Annotated in this window: 17 protein-coding genes; 10 read left to right on the forward strand and 7 right to left on the reverse strand. The window is 44.5% G+C overall.

The genetic code is table 11. From position 1 onward, the window contains the following. Positions 1 to 23 precede the first annotated feature (23 nt). On the forward strand, positions 24 to 887 hold the full coding sequence (gene accD / locus R8N49_RS00515) for an acetyl-CoA carboxylase, carboxyltransferase subunit beta (RefSeq protein WP_186585159.1): 864 nt from the start codon (positions 24 to 26) through the stop codon (positions 885 to 887). A 31-nt stretch (positions 888 to 918) separates the two neighbouring features. Here the strand turns inward: accD and R8N49_RS00520 are convergent, their stop codons facing one another. After that, positions 919 to 1,896, reverse strand: a complete 978-nt coding sequence (locus R8N49_RS00520) for a hypothetical protein (protein ID WP_065275418.1) — start codon at positions 1,894 to 1,896, stop codon at positions 919 to 921. Between the two features lie 448 nt (positions 1,897 to 2,344). On the opposite strand from R8N49_RS00520, the gene R8N49_RS00525 reads away from it, so the two are divergent. Beyond that, positions 2,345 to 4,771, forward strand: coding sequence for a M9 family metallopeptidase (locus tag R8N49_RS00525; RefSeq protein ID WP_318189846.1), 2,427 nt, complete (start codon positions 2,345 to 2,347; stop codon positions 4,769 to 4,771). Positions 4,772 to 5,053: 282 nt separating this feature from the next. Beyond that, positions 5,054 to 5,284: a PAS factor family protein gene (locus R8N49_RS00530; protein ID WP_005375384.1), complete on the forward strand. Its 231-nt coding sequence runs from the start codon at positions 5,054 to 5,056 to the stop codon at positions 5,282 to 5,284. Positions 5,285 to 5,361: 77 nt separating this feature from the next. Here R8N49_RS00530 and R8N49_RS00535 read toward each other — a convergent pair whose 3' ends face one another. Further along, on the reverse strand, positions 5,362 to 5,739 hold the full coding sequence (locus R8N49_RS00535; RefSeq protein WP_005375385.1) for a carboxymuconolactone decarboxylase family protein: 378 nt from the start codon (positions 5,737 to 5,739) through the stop codon (positions 5,362 to 5,364). 58 nt (positions 5,740 to 5,797) lie between these two features. Next, on the reverse strand, positions 5,798 to 6,154 hold the full coding sequence (locus R8N49_RS00540) for a MerR family transcriptional regulator (protein WP_005375386.1): 357 nt from the start codon (positions 6,152 to 6,154) through the stop codon (positions 5,798 to 5,800). A gap of 520 nt (positions 6,155 to 6,674) precedes the next feature. Between R8N49_RS00540 and R8N49_RS00545 the strand changes: the two genes are divergently transcribed. Further along, on the forward strand, positions 6,675 to 8,024 hold the full coding sequence (locus R8N49_RS00545) for an alpha-amylase family protein (RefSeq protein WP_017635250.1): 1,350 nt from the start codon (positions 6,675 to 6,677) through the stop codon (positions 8,022 to 8,024). A gap of 108 nt (positions 8,025 to 8,132) precedes the next feature. Here the strand turns inward: R8N49_RS00545 and R8N49_RS00550 are convergent, their stop codons facing one another. Continuing rightward, complete coding sequence (locus R8N49_RS00550) at positions 8,133 to 8,426, reverse strand: ArsR/SmtB family transcription factor (protein ID WP_005375388.1); 294 nt, start codon at positions 8,424 to 8,426, stop codon at positions 8,133 to 8,135. 245 nt (positions 8,427 to 8,671) lie between these two features. Between R8N49_RS00550 and R8N49_RS00555 the strand changes: the two genes are divergently transcribed. After that, positions 8,672 to 8,965, forward strand: a complete 294-nt coding sequence (locus R8N49_RS00555; protein ID WP_005375389.1) for a hypothetical protein — start codon at positions 8,672 to 8,674, stop codon at positions 8,963 to 8,965. A 92-nt stretch (positions 8,966 to 9,057) separates the two neighbouring features. On the opposite strand, the gene R8N49_RS00560 is transcribed toward R8N49_RS00555, so the two are convergent. The 3 genes from R8N49_RS00560 to R8N49_RS00570 all read right to left on the reverse strand — a co-directional run bounded on the left by R8N49_RS00560 (position 9,058) and on the right by R8N49_RS00570 (position 12,228). Beyond that, positions 9,058 to 11,022 carry a monovalent cation:proton antiporter-2 (CPA2) family protein gene (locus R8N49_RS00560; protein WP_005375390.1) on the reverse strand — a complete coding sequence of 655 codons (1,965 nt, stop codon included), beginning with the start codon at positions 11,020 to 11,022 and terminating at the stop codon, positions 9,058 to 9,060. Next, on the reverse strand, positions 11,019 to 11,636 hold the full coding sequence (locus tag R8N49_RS00565; protein WP_005375391.1) for an NAD(P)H-dependent oxidoreductase: 618 nt from the start codon (positions 11,634 to 11,636) through the stop codon (positions 11,019 to 11,021). Before R8N49_RS00565 ends, R8N49_RS00560 begins: the two co-directional genes overlap by 4 nt. A 166-nt stretch (positions 11,637 to 11,802) precedes the next feature. Beyond that, entirely contained in the window at positions 11,803 to 12,228 is a 426-nt protein-coding gene (locus R8N49_RS00570) for a universal stress protein (protein WP_005375398.1), read from the reverse strand. Between the two features lie 445 nt (positions 12,229 to 12,673). On the opposite strand from R8N49_RS00570, the gene R8N49_RS00575 reads away from it, so the two are divergent. The 5 genes from R8N49_RS00575 (at position 12,674) to vmeQ (ending at position 22,316) form a co-directional block, all read left to right on the forward strand. Then, complete coding sequence (locus R8N49_RS00575) at positions 12,674 to 14,245, forward strand: ATP-binding cassette domain-containing protein (RefSeq protein WP_054578669.1); 1,572 nt, start codon at positions 12,674 to 12,676, stop codon at positions 14,243 to 14,245. Positions 14,246 to 14,451: 206 nt separating this feature from the next. Further along, a complete protein-coding gene (locus R8N49_RS00580) occupies positions 14,452 to 16,611 on the forward strand; it encodes a prolyl oligopeptidase family serine peptidase (protein WP_186585163.1) in 2,160 nt (719 codons plus the stop codon). 529 nt (positions 16,612 to 17,140) lie between these two features. Further along, the gene (locus R8N49_RS00585; RefSeq protein ID WP_136976499.1) at positions 17,141 to 17,932 is read left to right on the forward strand and encodes a hypothetical protein; all 792 of its coding nucleotides are present in this window, start codon (positions 17,141 to 17,143) and stop codon (positions 17,930 to 17,932) included. 90 nt (positions 17,933 to 18,022) lie between these two features. Next, complete coding sequence (gene vmeP / locus R8N49_RS00590; RefSeq protein ID WP_136976498.1) at positions 18,023 to 19,165, forward strand: efflux RND transporter periplasmic adaptor subunit VmeP; 1,143 nt, start codon at positions 18,023 to 18,025, stop codon at positions 19,163 to 19,165. A 10-nt stretch (positions 19,166 to 19,175) separates the two neighbouring features. After that, positions 19,176 to 22,316 (forward strand): efflux RND transporter permease subunit VmeQ, encoded by a 3,141-nt coding sequence (vmeQ, locus tag R8N49_RS00595; RefSeq protein WP_136976497.1) that lies wholly within the window; start codon positions 19,176 to 19,178, stop codon positions 22,314 to 22,316. Positions 22,317 to 22,423 lie beyond the last annotated feature (107 nt).

Here is a 22,423-nt window from a genome sequence, read left to right on the forward strand (position 1 = left end):
ACGTAATCAATAGTGGTGAATTTATGAGCTGGTTAGAACGGTTATTTGAGAATAAAAATATAATAGGTTCGCGCAAAGCGTCTATCCCTGAGGGCGTTTGGACAAAGTGTCCTGAGTGTGAACAAATACTTTATCGTGCCGCGTTAAAAGAAAATTTGGAAGTATGCCCTAAATGCTCATATCACATGAGAATGGCTGCGCGTCAAAGGTTGATCTCTTTTCTGGACCATGGAACACAACAAGAGTTGGCAAGTGAGTTGGAGCCACAAGATATTTTGGGTTTTAAAGACTTAAAGCGATATAAAGAGCGAATTGCTTTAGCGCAGAAAACGACTGGAGAAAAAGATGCGTTGGTGGTGATGCAGGGCAAGTTATTGGGGCTGCCTGTTGTTGCGTGTGCATTCGAATTCTCTTTCATGGCAGGCTCGATGGGCGCAGTGGTTGGCGAGAAGTTTGTCCGAGCAATTGAAAGCGCAATTAATACAAAATCTGGGTTAGTATGTTTTAACGCTTGCGGAGGGGCGCGCATGCAAGAGTCTTTGGTGGCACTAATGCAAATGTCAAAAACCAGCGCCGCGTTAAACCACTTATCTGAGCACAGATTACCCTATATCTCAGTATTGACGGACCAAACTTATGGTGGCGTCTCGGCGAGTTTAGCCATGTTAGGAGACATCAATATTGGTGAACCTAAAGCAAGTATTGGCTTTGCGGGAAGACGTGTCATTGAGCAAACGGTACGTGAAAAGTTACCAGACGAGTTTCAGCGAAGTGAATTTTTACTAGCGCATGGTGCGCTAGATATGATTGTCGATAGACGTGAAATGCGCGATCGCGTTGGCCGCTTACTGGCTAAGTTAACCAACGCGAGGGTGGTCTCAGAATAGGTTGTATTAAAATTAGACTTAGTACTTGCGTTTATTGAGCCGTAATCATTACAAACCGTTCATTTTGCCCCCATCTTGGTTCCGCATTCATTAGGCTGAGATCCAACGCCGTTTGGTATGGGTCAACAGCAAAATGGTTGCTTACTAACCCCCAGAGCATCCAGTTGATTGCGGTTTCATTCTCGGTAAGCTCTTCGAGTGGCGCTTGGAGGAAAAAGTACTCATCTTCGCCATCGTAACCGAGCCGATCATAGATAATGTTGCGTAGCTCTCGATCCAAATCATGTTGGAGGTTGATTGAGTCGTACAGTTGCTCTTCTGTTGGGCCATTCTCATGGTGATAAACATTGCGTTTTGACTCTTTGTGTAAAGTACCTGCGCCAGTTTCAATGCTTACTTTCTTTTGCGAGTGTTGCTCAAGAACTTGAATGATTTCATCCTCTAGTTGATCGAGTTTACTCAGCAAAACTTGATTGTTTATGTCACCAGCGGGGGAGGCCATCGTTTGGAAGGCTTTCACTCTCTCGTAGACTGCTTTCCCGTGAGGAAGGGCTGCAAAACACTGTTCTTGGAGCGCTTCATTGGCTTGCCAAATGCCCGAGTAGAGCTCGTAATCATGTGTATATGGTGGAAGCTCTTCAGTATCTTCCCCTAATAATTCTCGCCAGTGCTTTTGCCACTGTTCTTCTTTTGCGTGTTTTACACGCGCGTATTGCTTAACCCAGCGGTTACGAAGTTTTACCCCAAAAATGGCAAGTCCCCATGGAGCGAGCAAATAAAAATAATAGTGAGAAGAGTTATCCCAAAAGTAACCGTAAACGTAAACACCAAAAGCAAGCACCCAAGTTCCAATAGTACAAGCAATAACCCCGGACATTATTGATGATTGGCGCTTTGTTTCTCTTAATGTATTACCTTCAGAACATAACCAAAAAATGCCGCCAAAAACAAAGGCAAACGTTGTCATGAAGTAGGCAATCCCCGCTCCCCAAAATCCCCAAAGTGACATGTATTATCCCTAGCCAAATATCTGCTTTATTCACTCATCAATGACTGGAGGAGTAAATGTGTTTGATTTGGCGGAGAATTTACCATTAATGCCAACCTTTTGATATGCACTCTATGACTTATTGGGTATGAGTCACAAATAAAAATAGATGGTATCAAGCATCAAAATTTAATTTAGAACCTTTGATTGTCGTGAACTCTATCTGGAAGAGTTAAGGGGGGCGTTTAAGGGCAATTTTCCTCATAAAGTCGTTATTTAGAAAAAGGTAAATTAATGTTTTTATTGATAATTGTGAGTTTTTTTGGAGTGGGATTGCTCCCATTTAATTAGAGTAAAAGACCTATTTTTGGGAGCGGTTTCATAAATTTTATGACACTGATTTCACTGTTTGAGCTGTAAAGAATATAAACCCCCACTCAATGTATGTTAATAATCAATGAGTGTTGTTATGTCTCATATCCGTTTTTTCCCGCGCCATCGTTTGGCGCTTGCTTGTATGCTAGCGAGTGTGTCTGGCTTCTCTTTTGCACAAAATCAGTGTGCTGTTGCTGATTTACAACAATCGCGAGATCTGGCTACTGCCGTTTCTGGTGCTGAGTATGATTGCTACCACGCATGGTTTTCAGCACCTTCAGAAACGCTGAATGATATCTATAGTGAAGCGAGCCTAAGCCGTATCCAAGTCGCGCTGGATCAAGAAATCGCTCGCTATCGTGGTGAAGCAGATCAAGCTCGTATTCTAGAGAACCTAGGCGAATTTATTCGAGCGGCCTACTACGTTCGCTACAACGCTGGTACTGGTACACCTGAGTTTTCGCAAGCGTTGAGTCAGCGTTTTGCTCAGTCGACGAACCTATTCCTAAACAACCCTCATGCTTTGGATCAAGGTCGTGAACAAGTTGGTGCAATGAAGAGCCTGACTTTGATGGTTGATAACGTTAAGCAGTTGCCGCTGACCATGGATAGCATGATGGCCGCGTTGATGCACTTTAATCGTGAAACCGCACAGGACACGCAATGGGTCGATGGTTTAAACAACTTGTTCCGCTCTATGGCAGGCCATGCGGCGAACGATGCGTTCTACCGATACATGGCAAACAATACACACCATATTGATACGTTGGTGAAATTCGCATCTGATAATGCTTGGGCATTAGATACGGATGCAAGCTTTATCGTTTTCAATGCATTACGTGAAACTGGTCGTTTGCTCGCGAGCCCAGATCAGGAGACCAAACGCAAAGCATTGGCAGTAATGCAACAGGTGATGCAGCGTTATCCACTGGGTAGTGAGCATGACAAACTATGGCTTGCTGCCGTTGAAATGATGAGCTACTACGCACCAGAAGGCCTAAATGGTCTGAATATTGAGCAAGTCAAGCAAGATTTAGCTGCACGTGTAATGCCAAATCGTTTTGAATGTCAGGGACCTGCCATTATTCGCTCTGAAGATCTGACCGATGCTCAAGCAGCGAAAGCGTGTGAAGTGCTAGCGGCAAAAGAAGCCGACTTCCATCGAGTTGCGAATACGGGTAATCAACCTGTCGCTGATGATTTGAATGATCGTGTTGAAGTGGCGGTATTCGCGAGTAACGCTAGTTACGTTGATTACTCTTCATTCCTATTTGGTAATACAACGGACAACGGTGGTCAGTACCTAGAAGGTGACCCTTCAAAAGCGGACAATACTGCGCGTTTCGTCGCTTATCGCTACGCGAATGGTGAAGATCTCTCTATCTTGAACCTAGAACATGAATACACGCACTATTTAGATGCACGATTTAACCAATACGGTTCGTTCAGCGATAACTTGGCTTATGGTCATATTGTTTGGTGGCTAGAAGGTTTTGCTGAATACATGCATTACAAGCAAGGTTACCAAGCTGCGATTGAGCTGATTGCAGATGGTAAACTGAGCCTTTCCACTGTGTTTGATACCACGTACTCTCACGATACCAATCGTATCTATCGTTGGGGTTATCTAGCTGTTCGATTCATGTTAGAAAATCATCCACAAGACGTCGAAAGCTTGTTGGCATTGTCGCGCTCTGGCCAGTTCGAACAATGGGCACAGCAGGTGACGTCTTTAGGTCAACAATACGATGCTGAGTTTGAACGTTGGTTGGACACATTAAAAGTGGAACCTGAGCAACCTGATACAGACCCAGAAGAACCAACAGAACCAACAAGCCCTGAAGCAAAAGTGACTGAATTGACGGCGAACCAAAGCCTTCAGCTCAGTGGCGAAGCATACAGCGAAAAACTGTTCTACGTTGATGTTCCAGCCAACACCGTTAACTTCAATGTATCTATTGAGGGTGCGGGTGATGCGGATCTTTACATGAGCTACAACAAAATCGCGCATTACTATGATTTCGAAATGAGTCAATATGCTGATGGCAGCAATGAAGAGATTGTGTTTGAACCAAAGCAAGATGGTTACGTTAAAGCGGGTCGTTACTACATCAGCTTAACTGGACGTGATAGCTATGACTCAGTGAATCTTGTGGCTGCGTTAGAAGTGGAAGCGCAAACACCGCCAACCCAAGTGCAAGATGATTTAGCACCTGTGGTATTAGAGTCTGGTGAAGCCAAAATGCTTACCGTTCACAAGCAGCGTTATGCAGCAGTTTATGTGCCTGAAGGTGTTGAAGAGGTTCGTGTATGGCTAACGGCTCACTCTCAAACTGGTAATGTCGATCTATACGCGAGTAGGGAACATTGGCCTACAGTAGAGCAGCACGAGTATGCGTCCAACTATGCAGGCAGCAATGAATACCTTGCGATTCCTGTTACTGAAGCAGGGTACGTGTACTTCGCTCTTCAGGCTCCAGAGCAAGGTGATGACGTTGAAATGCTAGTGCACTTCAACTAAACAGGTTCGATTAGCTAAAGTCGAGATAAAACGTCGCTGATACAGCGACGTTTTTGTTTATATCGGACACGATTATAAACAAACAGCGGCGAATGCTAGTTAATCGGCTGATCTATCGAGTTATCGGTTGCCCTTTTTCTAAACGGCTTTAGGTTTGTATTGCAATTTACCGCGCACATAAACTTTTTTAGCGACGCGTTCTGTGACCTAGCTTCTGATTTGTGATTCCCAAATGGATACAATATATATGCACCCCGTGCAATAAAGTGAAAAGGGAAAGACATGAAAACGCTTATTTATGAAACGTTGATTAGCCTTGCTAACCAAGAACCAGAACAACATGCAAGAATCCGACAAAATCTCTATGAACAGTTGGATCTGCCGTTCGATAAGCAGCTGGCTTTGTATTCTTGTGCCCTTGGTCCTGCAAGTTCAGGCAAGTTGGAGAGCAGTCAAGGCATTAACAACGCGGTAGATTGCGCGGTTAAACTGCTTGAAACTCCTGAGCGCTAATTCACTCGTTGTTTTAATCACGGCCCGAACCCCAAGGGCCGTTTTTAACTGCGGTTAAATTGATTTCAACGTTGTTATTACTCTGCTCTTTCCGCTAACACTTCTTTGAATGCAAACATGCCGTTTAATGCCGCGGGAAACCCTGCGTAGACGGACATCTGCAAAATGATCTCTTTAATCTCATCCTCGCTACAGCCTACATTCAGCGCTGCATTTAAGTGCACTTTTAGTTGCGGCGCGCAATTCCCCATAGCCGTTAGCGCGGCGACGGTTGCGATTTCTCTCGATTTTAGGTCTAAGCCCGGGCGAGCATAAATATCGCCAAACGGATACTCAATGGTGTACTGAGCTAAATCTGGACAAATATCTTGTAAGGTTTCGATGACATTATGACCAGCGTCGCCATCAATTTGAGAGAGTAGTTCTAATCCTTTGTTAAAGCGTGATTGTTCCATCGGTATGTTCCTAGTGAATAAACGTAAACACACCTTAATCGTTAGAGTTAACTCTAAGTCAACGAACTTTTCCGCTTTTATACAAGGCAATTTTTTCTTCTAGAGCCGATAAGTGCTTTTTCTGTTGCTCAATATGGCGTTTGAGGTTTTCTTGGTGTTGTTCTAACAGGGCTTGACGTTGTGGTACAGATTGAGAGCCGACTTCCCTTAATTTGGCATATTCTAGAATCTCTTCAAGTGGCATTGCAGTTTCTTTTAAACGTTTAACAAAGCTTATCCAGTTTAGATCTTTCGAACTATACATTCGATGTCCACTCGCGTTTCTATGGACATGTTTAAGTAAACCGATTTTTTCATAGTATCGAAGTGTATGAGCAGATAGCCCGACGAGGTCAGAAAATTCTTTGATATTCATTATTATCCTCCAAGGTAGAGCATACCCCATAGAGATAAGCTAAGTTTCGCATTTTGAAGTCATTTCGGGACAGATACAAACAGAAATCTTTAGTCTTTTAACGCTAGGTATGGTGATTTACTGGATTTTTGAAACGCGCCAAACGTGATCCACCTGCCAGTTTCGTTTTATTAACAATTGATTACTAAACGGGTTGGCTTGGCTATTTTTATCCTTTGGGCCTATTTTAGGGCGTACGTAGGTCTTATGTTGCATCTTTTTTGATTGATGTTTTTGCCAATAAAAACAATATTTTAGGTTTGTGTTGGGCTATTTGGGTTGTATGTTGTGTGCCCGTTATTCACTCAGAACGATTTATCGCTGTGCAATGGATGAGTTGCTACGCCTTCGATTTCAGCCTTGAGTTAGTGCTAAAAGGGTGAGTGCCTCTGATGAATAGCTTTTATAATTTCGATTATTGAATTCACTCACAAAAAAATGCAAACAAGTAATCGTGAGTGGAAACGAGCAGGAGAACAACATGAGTGGCTCACAGGAAACACAATCATTCGGTGCAAACGTTATCTTACATGCGTTTGATTGGAAGTATGCTGACATTGCCCAACGAGCAAAAGAAATCCGCGAGCTTGGTTATGGCTCTGTGTTGGTTTCGCCACCAATGAAAAGCGCACACGATGAGCGCTGGTGGCAGCGTTATCAACCACAGGATTATCGTGTTATCGATAATGCCTTGGGTGATACCAAAGATTTTATTCATATGGTTCGTGAACTGGAGCAAGTTGGTGTGTGGGTTTATGCCGACGTAGTGTTTAACCATATGGCAAATGAGGCCCACCTTCGCAGAGACCTTCAGTACCCAAGACAAGAGGTCTTGGAGGAATACCAGAACAACAAACAGAAATATCAGTCGCTAGCGTTGTTTGGCGATCTATCTCAACCACTTTTTGATGAAGAGGACTTTGTTGAAGCATTCGGCATCAAAGACTGGAAAGATAAGTGGCAGGTTCAAAACGGACGTATCACAGGTGGGCCAACCGATCCTGGCTTGCCAACTCTTCGTGTTTGTGACCATGTTGTTGAGCAGCAGCGAGCGTACCTAAAGGCGCTGAAAGCTATTGGTGTGAAAGGTTTTCGTATTGACGCTGCGAAACACATGACGTTAGAGCATCTTAAGCGTGTTTGGACAGACGACATCACGCGGGATGTGCATATATTTGGTGAAATTATTACCGATGGCGGTGCGACGGAAGAAGAGTATCAGCTGTTTCTTGAGCCGTATCTACAGGAAACTCGCCTAGGTGCGTACGATTTCCCTTTGTTCTCAACCATGTTTAAGGCGTTTGCTAAAAAGGGCAGCTTCAAGTCTCTGATTGATCCCTATTGTTTTGGTCAGGCTCTGTCTCCCGGTCGTGCGATTACATTTGCTATCACACATGATATTCCTAACAATGATGTCTTTCTTGATCTCATCATGGACGAGGAAAACGAATGGTTAGCTTATGCCTATATTCTAGGCCGAGATGGTGGTGTGCCGTTGATTTATACCGACTTAAACACCAGCGGTATTAAAGGTAAAAATGGTCAGCCAAGATGGCAAGGTGCATGGAGCGATCCGAGAATGGCAAAAATGATCCAGTTCCATAATATGACGCATGGCGAGCCGATGAGTGTTCTTGAAGGTAACGATGACATGCTCGTACTTAAGCGAGGTGACAAAGGTATTGTGGTGCTTAATAAATCACAGCGTCAACAGTCTTTGACATTAAAAATCGATGGTAATTGGGTTGATTTGATGACAGAACAAATCATTCCAACTGACGGTAAGTTAATCGTACCATCTAAGTCGTCGATGTTACTCGTCGCGAAGTAGAAGATGTACACACCGAGGTTAGCAACTTCGGTGTGTATGTTTTTCATCGTCATTCACGTTCTGCTGAAGTTCAATATAAACTCAAACTCTCTCGTTTTTGCTAGAAATTTATGAGCACTCGTTAACGCAACATTCTGCTTTTAAAAAACCAATTACGTCATCTAAGCACTGATACTCTGCAACACAAAAAAGGGTTCTACCCTCACGGCGCTGGGTGAGAAGACCGGCTGAAGCAAGGCTCGAGATATGATGAGAGAGAGTGGATGCTGGAATGCCAAGCTTTTCTTGTACGCCGCCTACCGCGATACCTTTGTATCCCGCTTTGACGACTTCTTTGTAAATACTTAAACGAGTCGGATGCCCTAACTCTTTTAGTGCTTTAGCAACGGCTTCAAGCTCCATACTGACCTCTAAAGAATGACCACAGTAATTTTGTTTCGATAATAGGGAAAGTCTCGGTAAATGCCAACTATTACGATCTCAGAACAATTTAAATCAGATGAGATTCATGCTGGCTAATGCCTTCATGACAACAATTGTCTGTTCTAATGAGACAGATCAATCTTCATTATTATTTCACGCCACGTTCAAAATCCCTCGTCTACACTCAATGTTGAGTTGTCAGTTGGCAGACCAAGGAGGCGGCCATGATTGCGGTTCATAGAGATTATTGTTTGTCTAACAGTTCGGAGTTACATGCCCACGTTAAAGTCAACCCTGTTGGTAAATTAGAAGTTGAGATTGTTGAACTTCAAGAGCGCCACACCACAGAGTTTGATGATTTGTCTTTTGAGAGTCGTGGGTGTGAAACTCGAATCTGTGGTAAAGAAGACACAACTCCGTGGCAGTTCAATCTTGCAGTTACTGATGCGTTAGAGCTTTCTCATTTAGTGGAAGAAGCAAACGAAGAGTATGAGATTTTAATGAATGATCTTATGTAATATCGAGAAGATCATTTTATCCTGCACGGCGTGTGGCTCTGTACTGAAAAAATAAAAACCTCCCAAGCGGGAGGTTTTTAATATGGAGTGCGTTATCGTTGGATAGGCTCTTCTCTTGGTGGTGTTAGCTCTTGGACGTTATCTTCATTAAAGTCATCTGCGTAACCTTTAGGTGGCGGTGTCCAACCACGTTCTGACCGCGATAGTTTGTCATGACGATCTTTTTGCATCTCTTCCGCCATTTTCTCCTCTAACTGAATAAACAGTTGTCGGAAATTGTTGTCATAGCGTTCACCTTCAGAATCATCTTCCCAAGCTTTGTAAAGTATTTCTGACTTACGTGCTTCAACACGCTTATATGTCGCCTTCTGTTGTTCAACAAAGAAGGGGTGAATGCCAAGGGCTTTCATTGTGTGACCGCCCATCTCCAATGCAGAATGGTAGGTCTCTGATTCAATAATATCAGCCCCCGCTTGACGCAAAAGATAGCCATGTCCACGGTCAAAGGCACGTGCAATCACTGTTACTTTTGGGTACGTGTGCTTAACGTACTTCACCAGTTCTACACTCGATTCTTGGTTATCAATCGCCACAACCAACGCAGCGGCGTGCTCAATGCCGGCTGTATGTAGCATATCTGGTCGAGTCGCGTCGCCAAAATAGGCGCGAGTGCCAATCTGGCGCATGTTATCGACTTGGTCAGATTGATGGTCAAGTACCACGGTAGTCACGCCGTTTGATACCAATAGGCGATTCACTATTTGTCCAAAGCGGCCGATGCCGGCGATGATCACCGTGCCTGTTTCCTCAATCGTATCGCTTTCGCGTTCATTTGACTGGCTTTCAAAGCGCGGCAGAATCACTCTATCAAACAGAATAAACAAACCTGGTGTCAGGAACATCGAAATCGCAACCACTAACGCAAGAGTTTGTGAGAGTTCAAATGGGATGACGTGGTTTTGCACTGAAAAGCTTAGAAGCACAAAGCCGAATTCACCTGCTTGAGCCAAGCTTAGGGTAAACAGCCAGCGGTTGCTGCCTTTCACCCTAAATATCAGTGCAAGAATAAACAGCACCAAGGCTTTCAAAACCATCACGCCAATGGTCAATGCCATGACCAACCAGAAATCACCAAAAAGGACCGAGAAGTTGATCCCTGCGCCAACGGTAATAAAGAACAGACCTAACAATAGACCTTTAAATGGTTCGATATTGGATTCTAACTCGTGGCGGAATTCACTGTTCGCCAATACAACGCCAGCCAAGAAGGTTCCTAAGGCAGGAGATAAGCCCACTAAACTCATTAGTGCAGCGATACCAATGACAAGCATGAGTGCAGTTGCGGTAAAGATTTCTCGCAAACCAGAGCTAGCCACATAATTGAGCAGAGGTCGACTTAAAAAGTGTCCACCAACGACGACGATTGCAATCGATGCTGTGATTACGATGCCGTATGCCCAGCCTGGCAACCCCGCAACGAGGCTTAATTCTTCATGGTGCGCTGCGGCTGTTTGAGCCGCGGACTGTGCCTGTTCAATTAATTCAGGTAAGGCCAATAGAGGAATGAACGCCAACATTGGTATCACTGCAATATCTTGAAAAAGCAACACGGAGAAAGCGTTTTGTCCACCTTCCGTCTTCGTTAATCCTTTTTCGCTAAAAGTTTGCAAAACAATCGCAGTAGAAGAGAGGGCGAAGATCAAACCTATGGCTAAGGCTATGGTCCAAGGCTGGTCAAAGTACAAGGCAATACCCATAATCGCCGCGACGGTACCACCGACTTGCAGACCTCCTAAACCCATTAAGCGATTGCGCATCGCCCACAACATTTTGGGTTCGAGTTCTAAACCGACGAGAAACAGCATCATCACCACGCCAAACTCGGCAAAGTGCTGGATTGTTGTTGTTTCTTCACCGACTAAACCGATAATTGGGCCAATGACCACACCTGCGATGAGATAGCCTAAAACGGACCCAAGTCCCAAACGCTTAGCAAGTGGGACTGCAATTACAGCAGCAATCAAATATACGAAGGCTTGTAAGAATATCCCTGTCATGAAGCCTCCTTAATGAGCTCTGGCAATGCGCTGTTAAGCTTGATTAATGACGCCGCAGCTTCAACATCCAACCTATCTTCGACTAAAGCTGTTAGCAGGCTCTTGTACCGCTCGACATGACGAGGGATTCGCCCTTCTTCATCTGCTGTACGTGCGCCAAACATCGCGAGAGGGGCAATGTAGTTCATGCCGGTCAGTGCGGACATTTGTTCAATAGGCGCAAGCAGTTGACGAATCGTAAAGTGGTTGTAGCCCTCTGCCTTATAAGCTTCTTCTTTACCCCCTGCAGACAGCACACAAAGCATGGTCTTACCTTGCAGTGCTGTGCCATCTGTACCGTAAGCAAAGCCATATTCCAAAACCAGATCTTGCCACTCTTTTAAAATCGCAGGCGTTGAATACCAATATAGTGGAAATTGGAAAATCACCACGTCATGCTCACGTAAGCGTTGCTGCTCACGGTCGATATTAATATCGAAACGAGGGTATTCGCCATAGAGATCAACACATGTCACGCCTTCAATTTTTTGAGCTTCTTTGAAAAGTGGAGTATTCACTTCTGAACGATGCTGGGAAGGATGAGCAAAGAGAATGAGTACTTTTTTATTTGCCATAGGGATCCTTGCTATCTAAATAACCATGCCCAGTAGGAGCGCGGGTTGGTTAGAAAATGTAACTCATAAATGATCGCCAAGCTAGTTTGGAAAACTGTTTAAGCTGTTTCAATATCAATAAAAAACCACCAAATAAATTGGTGGTTTTGGGAAGCGTTACTTTTTACTAATCATGAATAGGGACGACTAGAATATCCACCGGTGACTTGTTAATTAAGTGTCTGGAGTAAGAAATAATCTTGCTCCAGAAATCTTGGTGGTGACCACAAATCAGAAGATCCACTTCTTGCTCTTTAATGGTGACCTCTAATTTATCAGCCAAGTCGCCAGTACCTACGAAGAAATGTTTAAGTGGGTAATCCATGTAATCACTAAATGTTTTTAAACATTCCATTGAATGCTCATTCAACGGCCTTTGATCCGGGTTTTCTTTGATGTCTACAAGCTCACGATAGATTTCTCCGTGCGTACCATCAATATGAATAAAGGATATATCGGAGTCGAGATAGTTTGCCATTGATACCGCTCTGTCGATAAGCACGGTGCTTTCATCTGACAGTTCGAGTGCAACAAGGATATGTTTGTATTTCATAACCACGCCCTTATGTGGATTATCTTTACCCTAAGCATAGTATGGCTTGGATAAAAATTGTGTTGCTAAGATCTCGAAATTGTTCAAAGACTTGTTAAAAAGTTAATGTGATATAACAACTTATTGTGAAACTTTCTTTTTGTTCACATTTGGTTAGAAAGCTTGCTTTTTGAACAAAAAAGCGGCTACACTCTGCGCATCATTTCTCTAGGAGATTACGCCAACATGAAGAACTAAACCTGTCATCCATATTTTTACTTATTTTTTGGATCTGCAGGGTTAGTAGGCGTAGCTCACTTTCCGATATTTCTTTGCAACAAGACGACTTTTTGATTTGACGTATATCGTCGAGCTTTACATAGAGCTTAATGCGTTTGTGCACGCGTTTTGTTGCAATTTCAAATCATAGCTACGGCTGTTGTCCCTGTCATACAGGAGGCAAATTATGCCAGTTTTACAAGCTTTTAATGTTAGCCATCAGTTTGATAATGGCGATACGCTATTCCAGTCTATTTCTTGTTCCATGACTAAACGACGTGTTGGTTTGGTTGGGCGCAATGGCATCGGCAAGTCGCTTTTGGCTTCCATTTTAGCGGGAGAAATTCAGCCTGCCAGCGGTGTTGTGACTGCTCCCTCTTCTTTCATGATGTATCGCCAGCAGCCGTCTGATCTGCTTTCAGGTCAGCAATCGATCGCCCAATTTCTAGGAACAGACTCGGCCTTACATGCTTTGAAGCAGATTGAACAAGGTGATGTTTCTGAGCATTGGTTCGAACTGGTTGGCGAACAGTGGGATATTGAACTGAAACTCAAACAGCAGCTTGCTGCGATGGGCTTGCCGCAAGACCCTGACTTCTCTTGTGCTCGGCTCAGTGGTGGTCAGTTGGCACGTTTGCAGTTATGGCAGTTGTTTGAAAACGAAACGGAGCTTTTGATTCTCGATGAACCATCCAATCACCTCGATACCGAGGCGAAACAATGGTTGATAGAGTCTATGACGCATTTCAGCGGTGCGATTTTACTCATCAGTCACGATCGTGAGCTGCTGCGAGAGATGGAGGAAATTTGGGAGCTATCGGGCCTAGGTTTACAGGCTTTTGGTGGAAATTACGATGTGTACGCCGAGAAAAAACGCACTGAACTGCAAGCGGTTGAGAGGCAGTTAGCGCAAGTCGATAAACAGAAAAAACGGTTAGCCGAGCAAGCCCAGAAAAATCGCGAAAAAGCAGACCAACGCGCCGCGCAAGGGAACAAACTGCGCAAAGACGGCAGTCAGCCCAAAATTTTGCTTGATGGAAAAAAGGATAGCGCGACCGCCAGCGCTTCAAATCGCAATAAGAATGAGCAACTCAGACAAGCGCATTTACAAGCCAAAGAACAGGCGTTGCAATCGCGACATGAGCAACTCAAGGCGCAAAAGCTTTATCTTACAGATAATCCGAACCGTTCGCGAAAAGTGTTGTCGATACAAGAAGGTATATTACCTTTTGGGAATTCTACGCCTATCACGTTGCAGATTTTTGCGAACGACAAAGTCCATCTCAAAGGGAGAAATGGCTGCGGAAAATCAACCTTGTTAAAGACGTTGCTTGGCGAGTTATCGTTGCAGAGTGGTGAGTTGCAAGTGAATACGCCTTTGTACTATCTCGACCAACATTTTGGTGCAGTGAATCCAAATCTTTCGTTACTTGAGAACGTAATGGAGAGCTGCCAAGAGATGACGGAAAGTGAAGCGAGGACCTTATTGGCCGGGATCGGTTTTCGTCGAGATGCTGTGTTTCGATTGGGGCGCCTACTGAGCGGTGGCGAGAAGATGAAGCTCGCGATGCTGATAGTCAGCAACCAAAATTCTCAGCCTTTGCTGCTGCTTGATGAACCAGATAACCATCTCGACCTCGAGTCAAAAATAATGCTTAGTCAGGCGTTAAATGTATACAAAGGTGGATTTGTTCTGATTAGTCACGACCAAGATTTCGCTTCTGAGTCTGGGGTTTTGCGCCAAATCGAGCTGACTTAGACGAAAGAGAGTAAACGCCATCGTGGCTCTTCAGTATTGTTCCCAAGTTCTACACTTCCACTTACTAGTTTGTAGAACTGGAAGGAAATGAGGGAGTTAGGATGGCTTTCACAACTCGTTTAATGAAATTAGATTCATTTTGTCGATATATAGTAGAGTTCTGATGTATTGCACAAAAAGACAACAGAAAAATAAAAAGGAATTTCATGAAAAAGAACACCCTAGCACTCACAACGGCTCTCGCACTCGGAAGTGTGTTGTCGGTGGCGTATGCAAATGAAGCGGCGCAATCGTCGGTTGAACAGGTAACCCCGAAAACCATCACGTATCCAACCACACAAAAAGTGGATGTTGTCGATGACTACTTTGGTACAAAAGTGAGTGATCCTTATCGCTGGTTGGAAGACGATCTCAGCCCAGAAACCGCAGAATGGGTTAAGGCACAAAATGCAGTGACGTTTGATTATCTGGCGAAAATCCCTTACCGCGAGCAGATTGAAGAGCGCATTACTAAGCTCATGGATTACGAAAAACAAAGCCAGCCGTTCAAAGAGGGTAAGTTCACTTACTTCTACAAAAATGACGGGTTACAAAACCAAGACGTGCTTTATCGGCAGCTAGGTGATGGTGAAGCAGAAATTTTCCTCGATCCAAATACTTTTAGTGAAGATGGCACCACATCGTTAGCGGGAGTGAGCTTTTCACGAGATGGATCTTTGGTTGCATACAGCATTTCGGAAGGCGGTAGCGATTGGCGTAAAGTCATTGTGTTAGACACAGAAACCAAAAAGCCCGTCGGTGAAACGCTGGTGGATATTAAGTTCAGTGGCATCAGTTGGCTCGGCAATCAAGGCTTCTATTACTCAAGTTATGACAAGCCAAAAGGGAGTGAACTTTCCGCGAAGACAGACCAACACAAGCTCTACTTTCATAAACTAGGGACGAAACAAAGTGAAGACCAATTAATTTTCGGTGGTGTAAAGGACGAAAAGTATCGCTACGTTGGGGGTTACACGTCGGAAGATGAACGCTACTTGTTTATCTCAGCCAGCGTATCGACGTCGGGCAACAAACTGTTCTTCAAAGACCTGAGTAAGCCAAATAGCCCGCTGAAAACCATTTTAGATAACACCAGTTCTGATACTTGGGTGATAGACAACCAAGGCACGAAACTGTACTTGGTTACGAACCTTAATGCACCGAACAAACGCGTCGTGACGGTGGATGCAAGTCAGCCGCAGCCCAAAAACTGGAAAGATTTGATTCCTGAAACAAAGAACGTGTTACGTGTTTCTACCGCGGGTGGCAATTTGTTTGCGAGCTATATTGTTGATGCGATCTCGATGGTGAAGCAATACGACATGAACGGCAAACTCATCCGAGAAATCAAATTGCCTGATATTGGCAGCGCATACGGTTTCTCGGGTAAAAAAGATGAAACCGAAGTCTACTATTCTTTCACCAACTACAAGATGCCAAGCACTACCTATCGTCTGAACATCAAAGATGGTGATAGCGAGGTGTACTACAAATCTAAAGCGCCATTTGATCCCGCTTTGTATGACTCTCGCCAGGTGTTTTACACCTCAAAAGACGGAACAAAAGTGCCGATGATCATCACCTATAAAAAAGGGACACCGATGGACGGCAGTGCACCAACCATCCTATATGGTTATGGCGGTTTCAACATTAGCCTCACGCCATCTTTTAGCCCGACACGTGCGGCTTGGTTAGAGCTTGGTGGTGTTTACGCGGTAGCGAACATTCGTGGTGGTGGGGAATATGGCAAAGAGTGGCACAACGCTGGCATTCAAATGCAAAAGCAAAATGTGTTTGATGACTTTATTGCTGCGGCTGAATTCCTAATTGATGAAAAGGTAACGTCATCAAACAAGTTAGCCATTAACGGTGGATCGAATGGTGGCTTGTTAGTGGGGGCCGTTATGACGCAACGTCCAGAGCTGTTTAAAGTGGCGCTGCCAGCAGTCGGCGTACTGGATATGCTGCGTTACCATACTTTTACCGCAGGTGCTGGTTGGGCGTATGACTACGGCACGGCAGAGCAAAGTAAAGAGATGTTCCAATATCTGAAAGATTATTCGCCAGTGCACAATGTAAAGGCGGGGGTGGAATACCCAGCAACATTGATTACAACCGGTGATCATGATGACCGTGTTGTTCCTGCTCACTCATACAAATTTGCTGCTGAGTTGCAATCGAAGCAAGCGGGTTCAAATCCGACCTTAATTCGCATCGAAACCAATGCAGGACATGGTGCAGGCACACCAACGCGTAAAATAATTGAGACAAATGCAGATATTTATAGTTTTGCACTGTTCAATATGGGAATAGAGAAACTGCAATAGTGCGAATTGTTTGCGTTTTAGTTATCGAAATGCATCGGCGCTTTATCGCTCGATAATAAAAAGGGAATCACAGAGAGTGATTCCCTTTTTATTTATTATAGGGCTACTATTCTAATCTGATGCGAGGCTAATCAAACTAAGGTTTTTTAAATTATTATAATGTTCTAATTAATCTGAAGAGTGTTGTACGATCGAAATGAAACATTGATCGCGATCACCTAAATCCATTGCACTCTCTATTTATATGGTAAGATTAATTAATCATTCGTTCTAATGATAATTGAATTTTAATAAGTTTTAATATTTCCTTCTTCGTTAGTATTACCAAATTTCAAGTTATATAAGATATAAGTAGCGGTGATTGAACTTTTACGATGCTTTATTTTATTTTAATTAAAGCGTCGAATGTTTCGTCATTATTGAATTTGCTTTGATAATTTATGTTATCCAAAGCGAGTTGTGTTGCTTGCTATTTATGATGACCTCATGACGTGAATAATTTTATAATCATTAAAATGGATACAGTTTTATGAATTTAGTGAAACCGTCTGTTGCCATTATGGTTGCAGCCCTACAACTCGCGTCTTCTGCCTATGCGCAGACAAACAATAACGAAGAACTACAAGATATGTCTGACCCACTTGCGGTATACACCCAAGCTGGCTTTGGTATTACTGATAAAGGCGCGAACATCAAAATCGGTCAAACTTACCAATCTAGCCAGCCTGGTACCATGGCGATGAACATCATTGAAATGAAAGGCATTGGTGGTGAGCTATTTGGCATTCGCGACAATGACGATCCAATATATGCCAACGTTGATGACAGCATTGACTCTTTCCGACTACGTAATTTCCAAGTAGAAGTCGCAAAAGGTCTAGGCCGTCAATTAGATGTAAACTACGACGTTGATAACGATAAATTAGATGCATCTTATAGCTTTATTCAAGGTCTACCTAAGTTTGGTATGTTGCAGCTATTTCCTTTAGCTGGTGCGGGTATCACTATTGCTAATGATTTTAGTGGTGATGACAAAGGTTATGAAATTCCAGGTACTTTCACTGTTGTGGGTATGTACTCAAAAATTGAATTAACCGATAAAATCTGGATTAACTACAACCCAATGTATATGCATACGTTGTCAGGGTCTAGTCAATATAAAGATACTTATTATGCAGGTGAAGATAATATCTTGACTCATGAGTTCGCGTTGTCTTATCAAATTAATCCTCGCGCAAATATTCGTTACTTTGCAAACTGGAATGAGCACGTTAATTTCGGTGATGGTGATCACCGTATCGAATTTAACTACCAATTCTAACTACCTCGTTTATTTCCAGAATAGAAAGTGTGTTTATCCATATATTTAAATATCTAGGCCAAAGCACTTTCTATATAAAGTAGGTTTATCATGAAAGCCAAATATAAATTTGCGTTGGTATCTATTGCTATATCTTCTGCATTACTATCAGGATGCAAAACTGGCGATATCGCAACGAAAACAGCCCAAGCACCCTCTGTTGAAACCGTTACCCTAACCGAAACAAAAATCACTCCTTATCATACTTTTATCGGTCGAACTGAAGCGGTAAATGACGTTGATATTATGCCGCGAGTCGGTGGAGAATTAACCGCGATTTATTTTAAAGATGGCGATATGGTCGAAAAAGGCCAATTGTTGTTTGAAATCGACGACCGTCCTTACAAAGCGGCACTGGCGTATGCAAAAGCGTCGTTGCAAAAAGCAAAAGCGCAACTCGTTCAAACTACGCGTGATGCAGAACGTGTGAAGAAACTCATCAAAGATAAAAGCATCAGTGAGCAGCAATACGATGACGCCATTGCCGCGCAAGCCGCAGCGATTGCTTCGGTAGAAGAGGCGAAGGCGACGCTGGTTTCAGCAAGGCTCGATCTTGAATTTAGCTCTGTGCATGCTCCTTTCTCTGGTCGCGTGGGTTTCAGCAACTTCCGAGTGGGTGACCGTATTTCGAAAATTCAACTCGTTCCTCTTGTTTCGATCACTCAAGTAGACCCAATTCGCTTTGGCTTTGATGTGGATGAGAAGCTCTACCGCCGCGTAAGAAGTGCGATTGATGTGGCTCATCGTAACGATGACAAACTGGATGTTGATTTAACACTGACGCTTTCAGACGGTTCATTGTATCCGCTTGATGGCAAGATCTACGCCGTTGGCAATAAGATCGATTTAGAAACAGGCTCAATTCGAGCAGAAGCACAATTCGATAATCCAACTTACGCGCTTATGCCGGGTGAATATGGCAACTTGACCATCAAGCTGCGCAACAAAACCATTGATGGTTTGCTTATCCTATCGGCGGCTGTTCAACAAGACCAAGCGGGTGACTACGTCATGGTGGTTGGTGATGATCACGTGGTGTCTCGTCGTAACGTTGAACTCGGTCAGACCTACGGTGTGAAACGTGCTGTGCTGACTGGTTTGGCGGCTAACGAAAAAGTCATCGTCAATGGTCTACAAAAAGTGCGTCCGGGTGCAACGGTGAAAGACGTTGAGCTACAGAGTGAACAAGGCTGAGTGAGTACTGATGTTAAGTAAATTTTTCATTCACCGGCCGAAGTTTGCTTTGGTGATCTCACTGGCGATGACATTGATGGGTATGCTCGCCCTGAAAGTCTTGCCAATTTCTGAGTATCCTCAAATCTCTCCAACGGTAATTACGGTGAGCACCATGTATCCGGGTGCAAACGCGGACGTGGTTAAAAAGACCGTAGCACAACCGATAGAAGCCAAAGTCAACGGCGTTGAAGACATGATTTACATGTCTTCTGTGATTGGTAACGATGGCTCATACACATTGCGTATTTACTTCCGAGTGGGCGCAGATGGCGATATGGCGCAGGTTCGTGTGAACAACTTGGTGGCACAGGCGACGTCGTCTCTACCACAAGAAGTAAACCAAATCGGTGTGACGGTTAAGAAGAAATCTTCCGACATGCTGGGCGTTATCACACTGCGTTCTCCGAAACAGTCTCACGACAGTATCTACCTTTCTAACTACGCGGATCTCAATATTGTCGAGCGTCTAAAACGTATCGAAGGTATGAGTGACATTACGCTGCTGGGTAAGAAAGACTACTCAATGCGTATTTGGTTAAACCCAAATAAACTGGCCACCTTGAAGCTTTCTGCTAACGATGTTATTGGCGCAATTAAAACGCAAAACATCCAAGTGGCGGCGGGTAAGATCGGTGGTATGCCAGCTCCGGGTGACCAGCAATATCAATATGTTTTGCAAACCAAAGGTCGACTCACTTCTGCGGAAGAGTTCGAGAACATCATCATCCGCGCGAGCAAGAAAGGTTCTTTGATTCGCTTGAAAGATGTGGCTCGTGTGGAAGTTGGCGCACAAGGTTACGAAGCTGATGGTCGTATGAATAACGAACCAGCCGCCGTTCTGGCATTGTACCAGTTGCCGACAGCGAATGCGCTAGACGTGATGGAACGCGTGAAAGAGGCCATGAAAGAGTACGAGAAATCGTTCCCAGATGATTTGGTCTATGACATCGCGTATGACTCTACCGAATACGTAGAGACATCGATTGATGAAGTGTACGAGACGCTGGTGATTGCGGTACTTCTTGTCACCTTCGTTGTGTACGTTTTCTTGCAGAACTGGCGAGCGACTATCATTCCAACCTTAGCGATTCCGGTTTCCATCATTGCGACTTTCGCAATCATGGGCGTGATGGGCATGACCATTAACACCATCTCGTTGTTTGGCTTGATCCTCGCCATCGGTATCGTGGTGGACGATGCGATCATCGTGGTAGAGAACGTGGAGCGGGTTATCCATGAAGAGCATTTAGACCCGATTCCGGCCACGATCCAAGCTATGAAAGAAGTGACGGGGCCAGTATTGGCAACAACGCTTATTTTGTTGGCGGTATTCGTACCGGTTGCGCTATTGCCGGGTATTTCTGGTCGGATGTTCAACCAGTTCGCAGTCACCATCTGTGTGTCGGTGCTGATCTCTGCGATCAACGCATTAACGTTAACGCCAGCGCTTTGTGCGTTGATGTTGAAATCTACTCACTCGCAACCTATTGCGCCTTTGCGTGCGTTTAATCGAGGTTTTGAAGCAATAACGCGCAAATACCAAGGTTTAGTTGGCTTCTTGAGCCGTCGTATTGTGCTGAGTATCGGTGTTTATGGCGCGCTTATTGCGGTGCTGGCATTTGCGTTCATGACCGTACCTTCCTCTTTCGTACCGAACGAAGATAAAGGCGTGTTCATGGTCGAAATGCGTTTGCCAGACGCAGCAGCATTGCAGCGTACTGCACCATTAATGAAGAAGTACGTTGATGAGCTAAAACAGATGGAAGGTGTGGAGAACGTGGTTTCGGTTGCGGGCTTCTCGGTAATTAACATGGCGTCGATTCCAAACTCGGGCATGTTGATCATCAAACTGGATAACTGGAGCAAACGTAAAGACCCTGAGCTACACCAACGCGCATTGATGAATAAAGTTAACCAAATGCTGAACTCAACGCCAGATGCCGCTTCGTTCGTTTTCGCGACGCCGGCAATCAAAGGTATGGGTGCGGTGGATGGTTTCAACCTTGTGCTGCAGGACAACTTGGGCCGTTCTCCACAAGAGTTGGCAAAAACAACCGCTGATTTTGTTGCCCAAATCAACCAACTGCCTGAAGTTGCACATGCGTTCTCGATTTTCCGTGCGAATATTCCGCAACGTTACATCGATATTGATCGCGATAAAGCGATTTCGATGGGCGTACCGTTGAATGAAATCTTCAGCACACTGCAAGCACAGTTGGGCGGCGCCTACATTTCTGACTTCAACTTGTTTGGTCGTTCGTACCAAGTGAAAGTGCAAGCAGAAGAGCAATACCGTGACAATATCGACGACATCAACCATCTGTTTGTTCGCTCAAGCTCTGGAAAAATGGTGTCACTGGCAACGCTAGTGAAAGTGAAGCCGATCTTCGGCCCAGATACCTTGTCGAACTACAACATGTTCAGTTCTGCAACCGTGAACGGTGCGCCAGCGCCAGGTTACAGCTCGGGTGATGTTGTAAAAGCCATTGAAAAACTGGCTGCGGAATCTTTGCCAAGTGGTTACTCGTACGAGTGGTCAGGCATGACTTACCAAGAGATGAAAGCAGGCAACATGGCACCAATCGCGTTCGCATTGTCTTTGCTGTTCACCTACTTGTTCTTGGTGGCTCAGTACGAAAGTTGGACCATTCCTGCTGCGGTAATGATGGCGGTTCCAGTCGCGATTCTCGGCGCAATGGGTACGCTACTGCTGGTGGGACAACCGTTCGATTTGTATGTGCAGATTGGTGTGGTCATCTTGATCGGTATGTCCGCCAAAGTGGCGATTCTTATCGTGGAATTTGCCAAAGTTCTGCGAGAAGAAAAGGGCTTATCCATCATTGATGCTGCCAAAGAAGCTGCTCGAATCCGTTTCCGAGCAGTACAGATGACCGCATTCGCCTTCATCTGGGGGGTATTCCCGTTGGTGATTGCATCGGGTGCCGGTGCGGCATCTCGTCACTCACTGGGCTTTGCGGTATTCGGCGGCATGATTCTCTCTACGTTTGTTGGCACGTTACTGACGCCAGTGTTCTTCGTGATGATGCAATCTCTGCGCGAGAAGTTTAAGCGAAAGAAACCCACTGAACTTGAGGTGAGCGAGCAATAACGCTGATTTCAACTGACTGACTCCACAACACCCCCACGCTGTGTGCGATTGGCCAATGCCTTTCATTGATATACAACCACCGTCGCAGCGTGGGTTCCCCTAACAAT

The organism is Vibrio sp. 1978 (genome assembly GCF_033344345.1).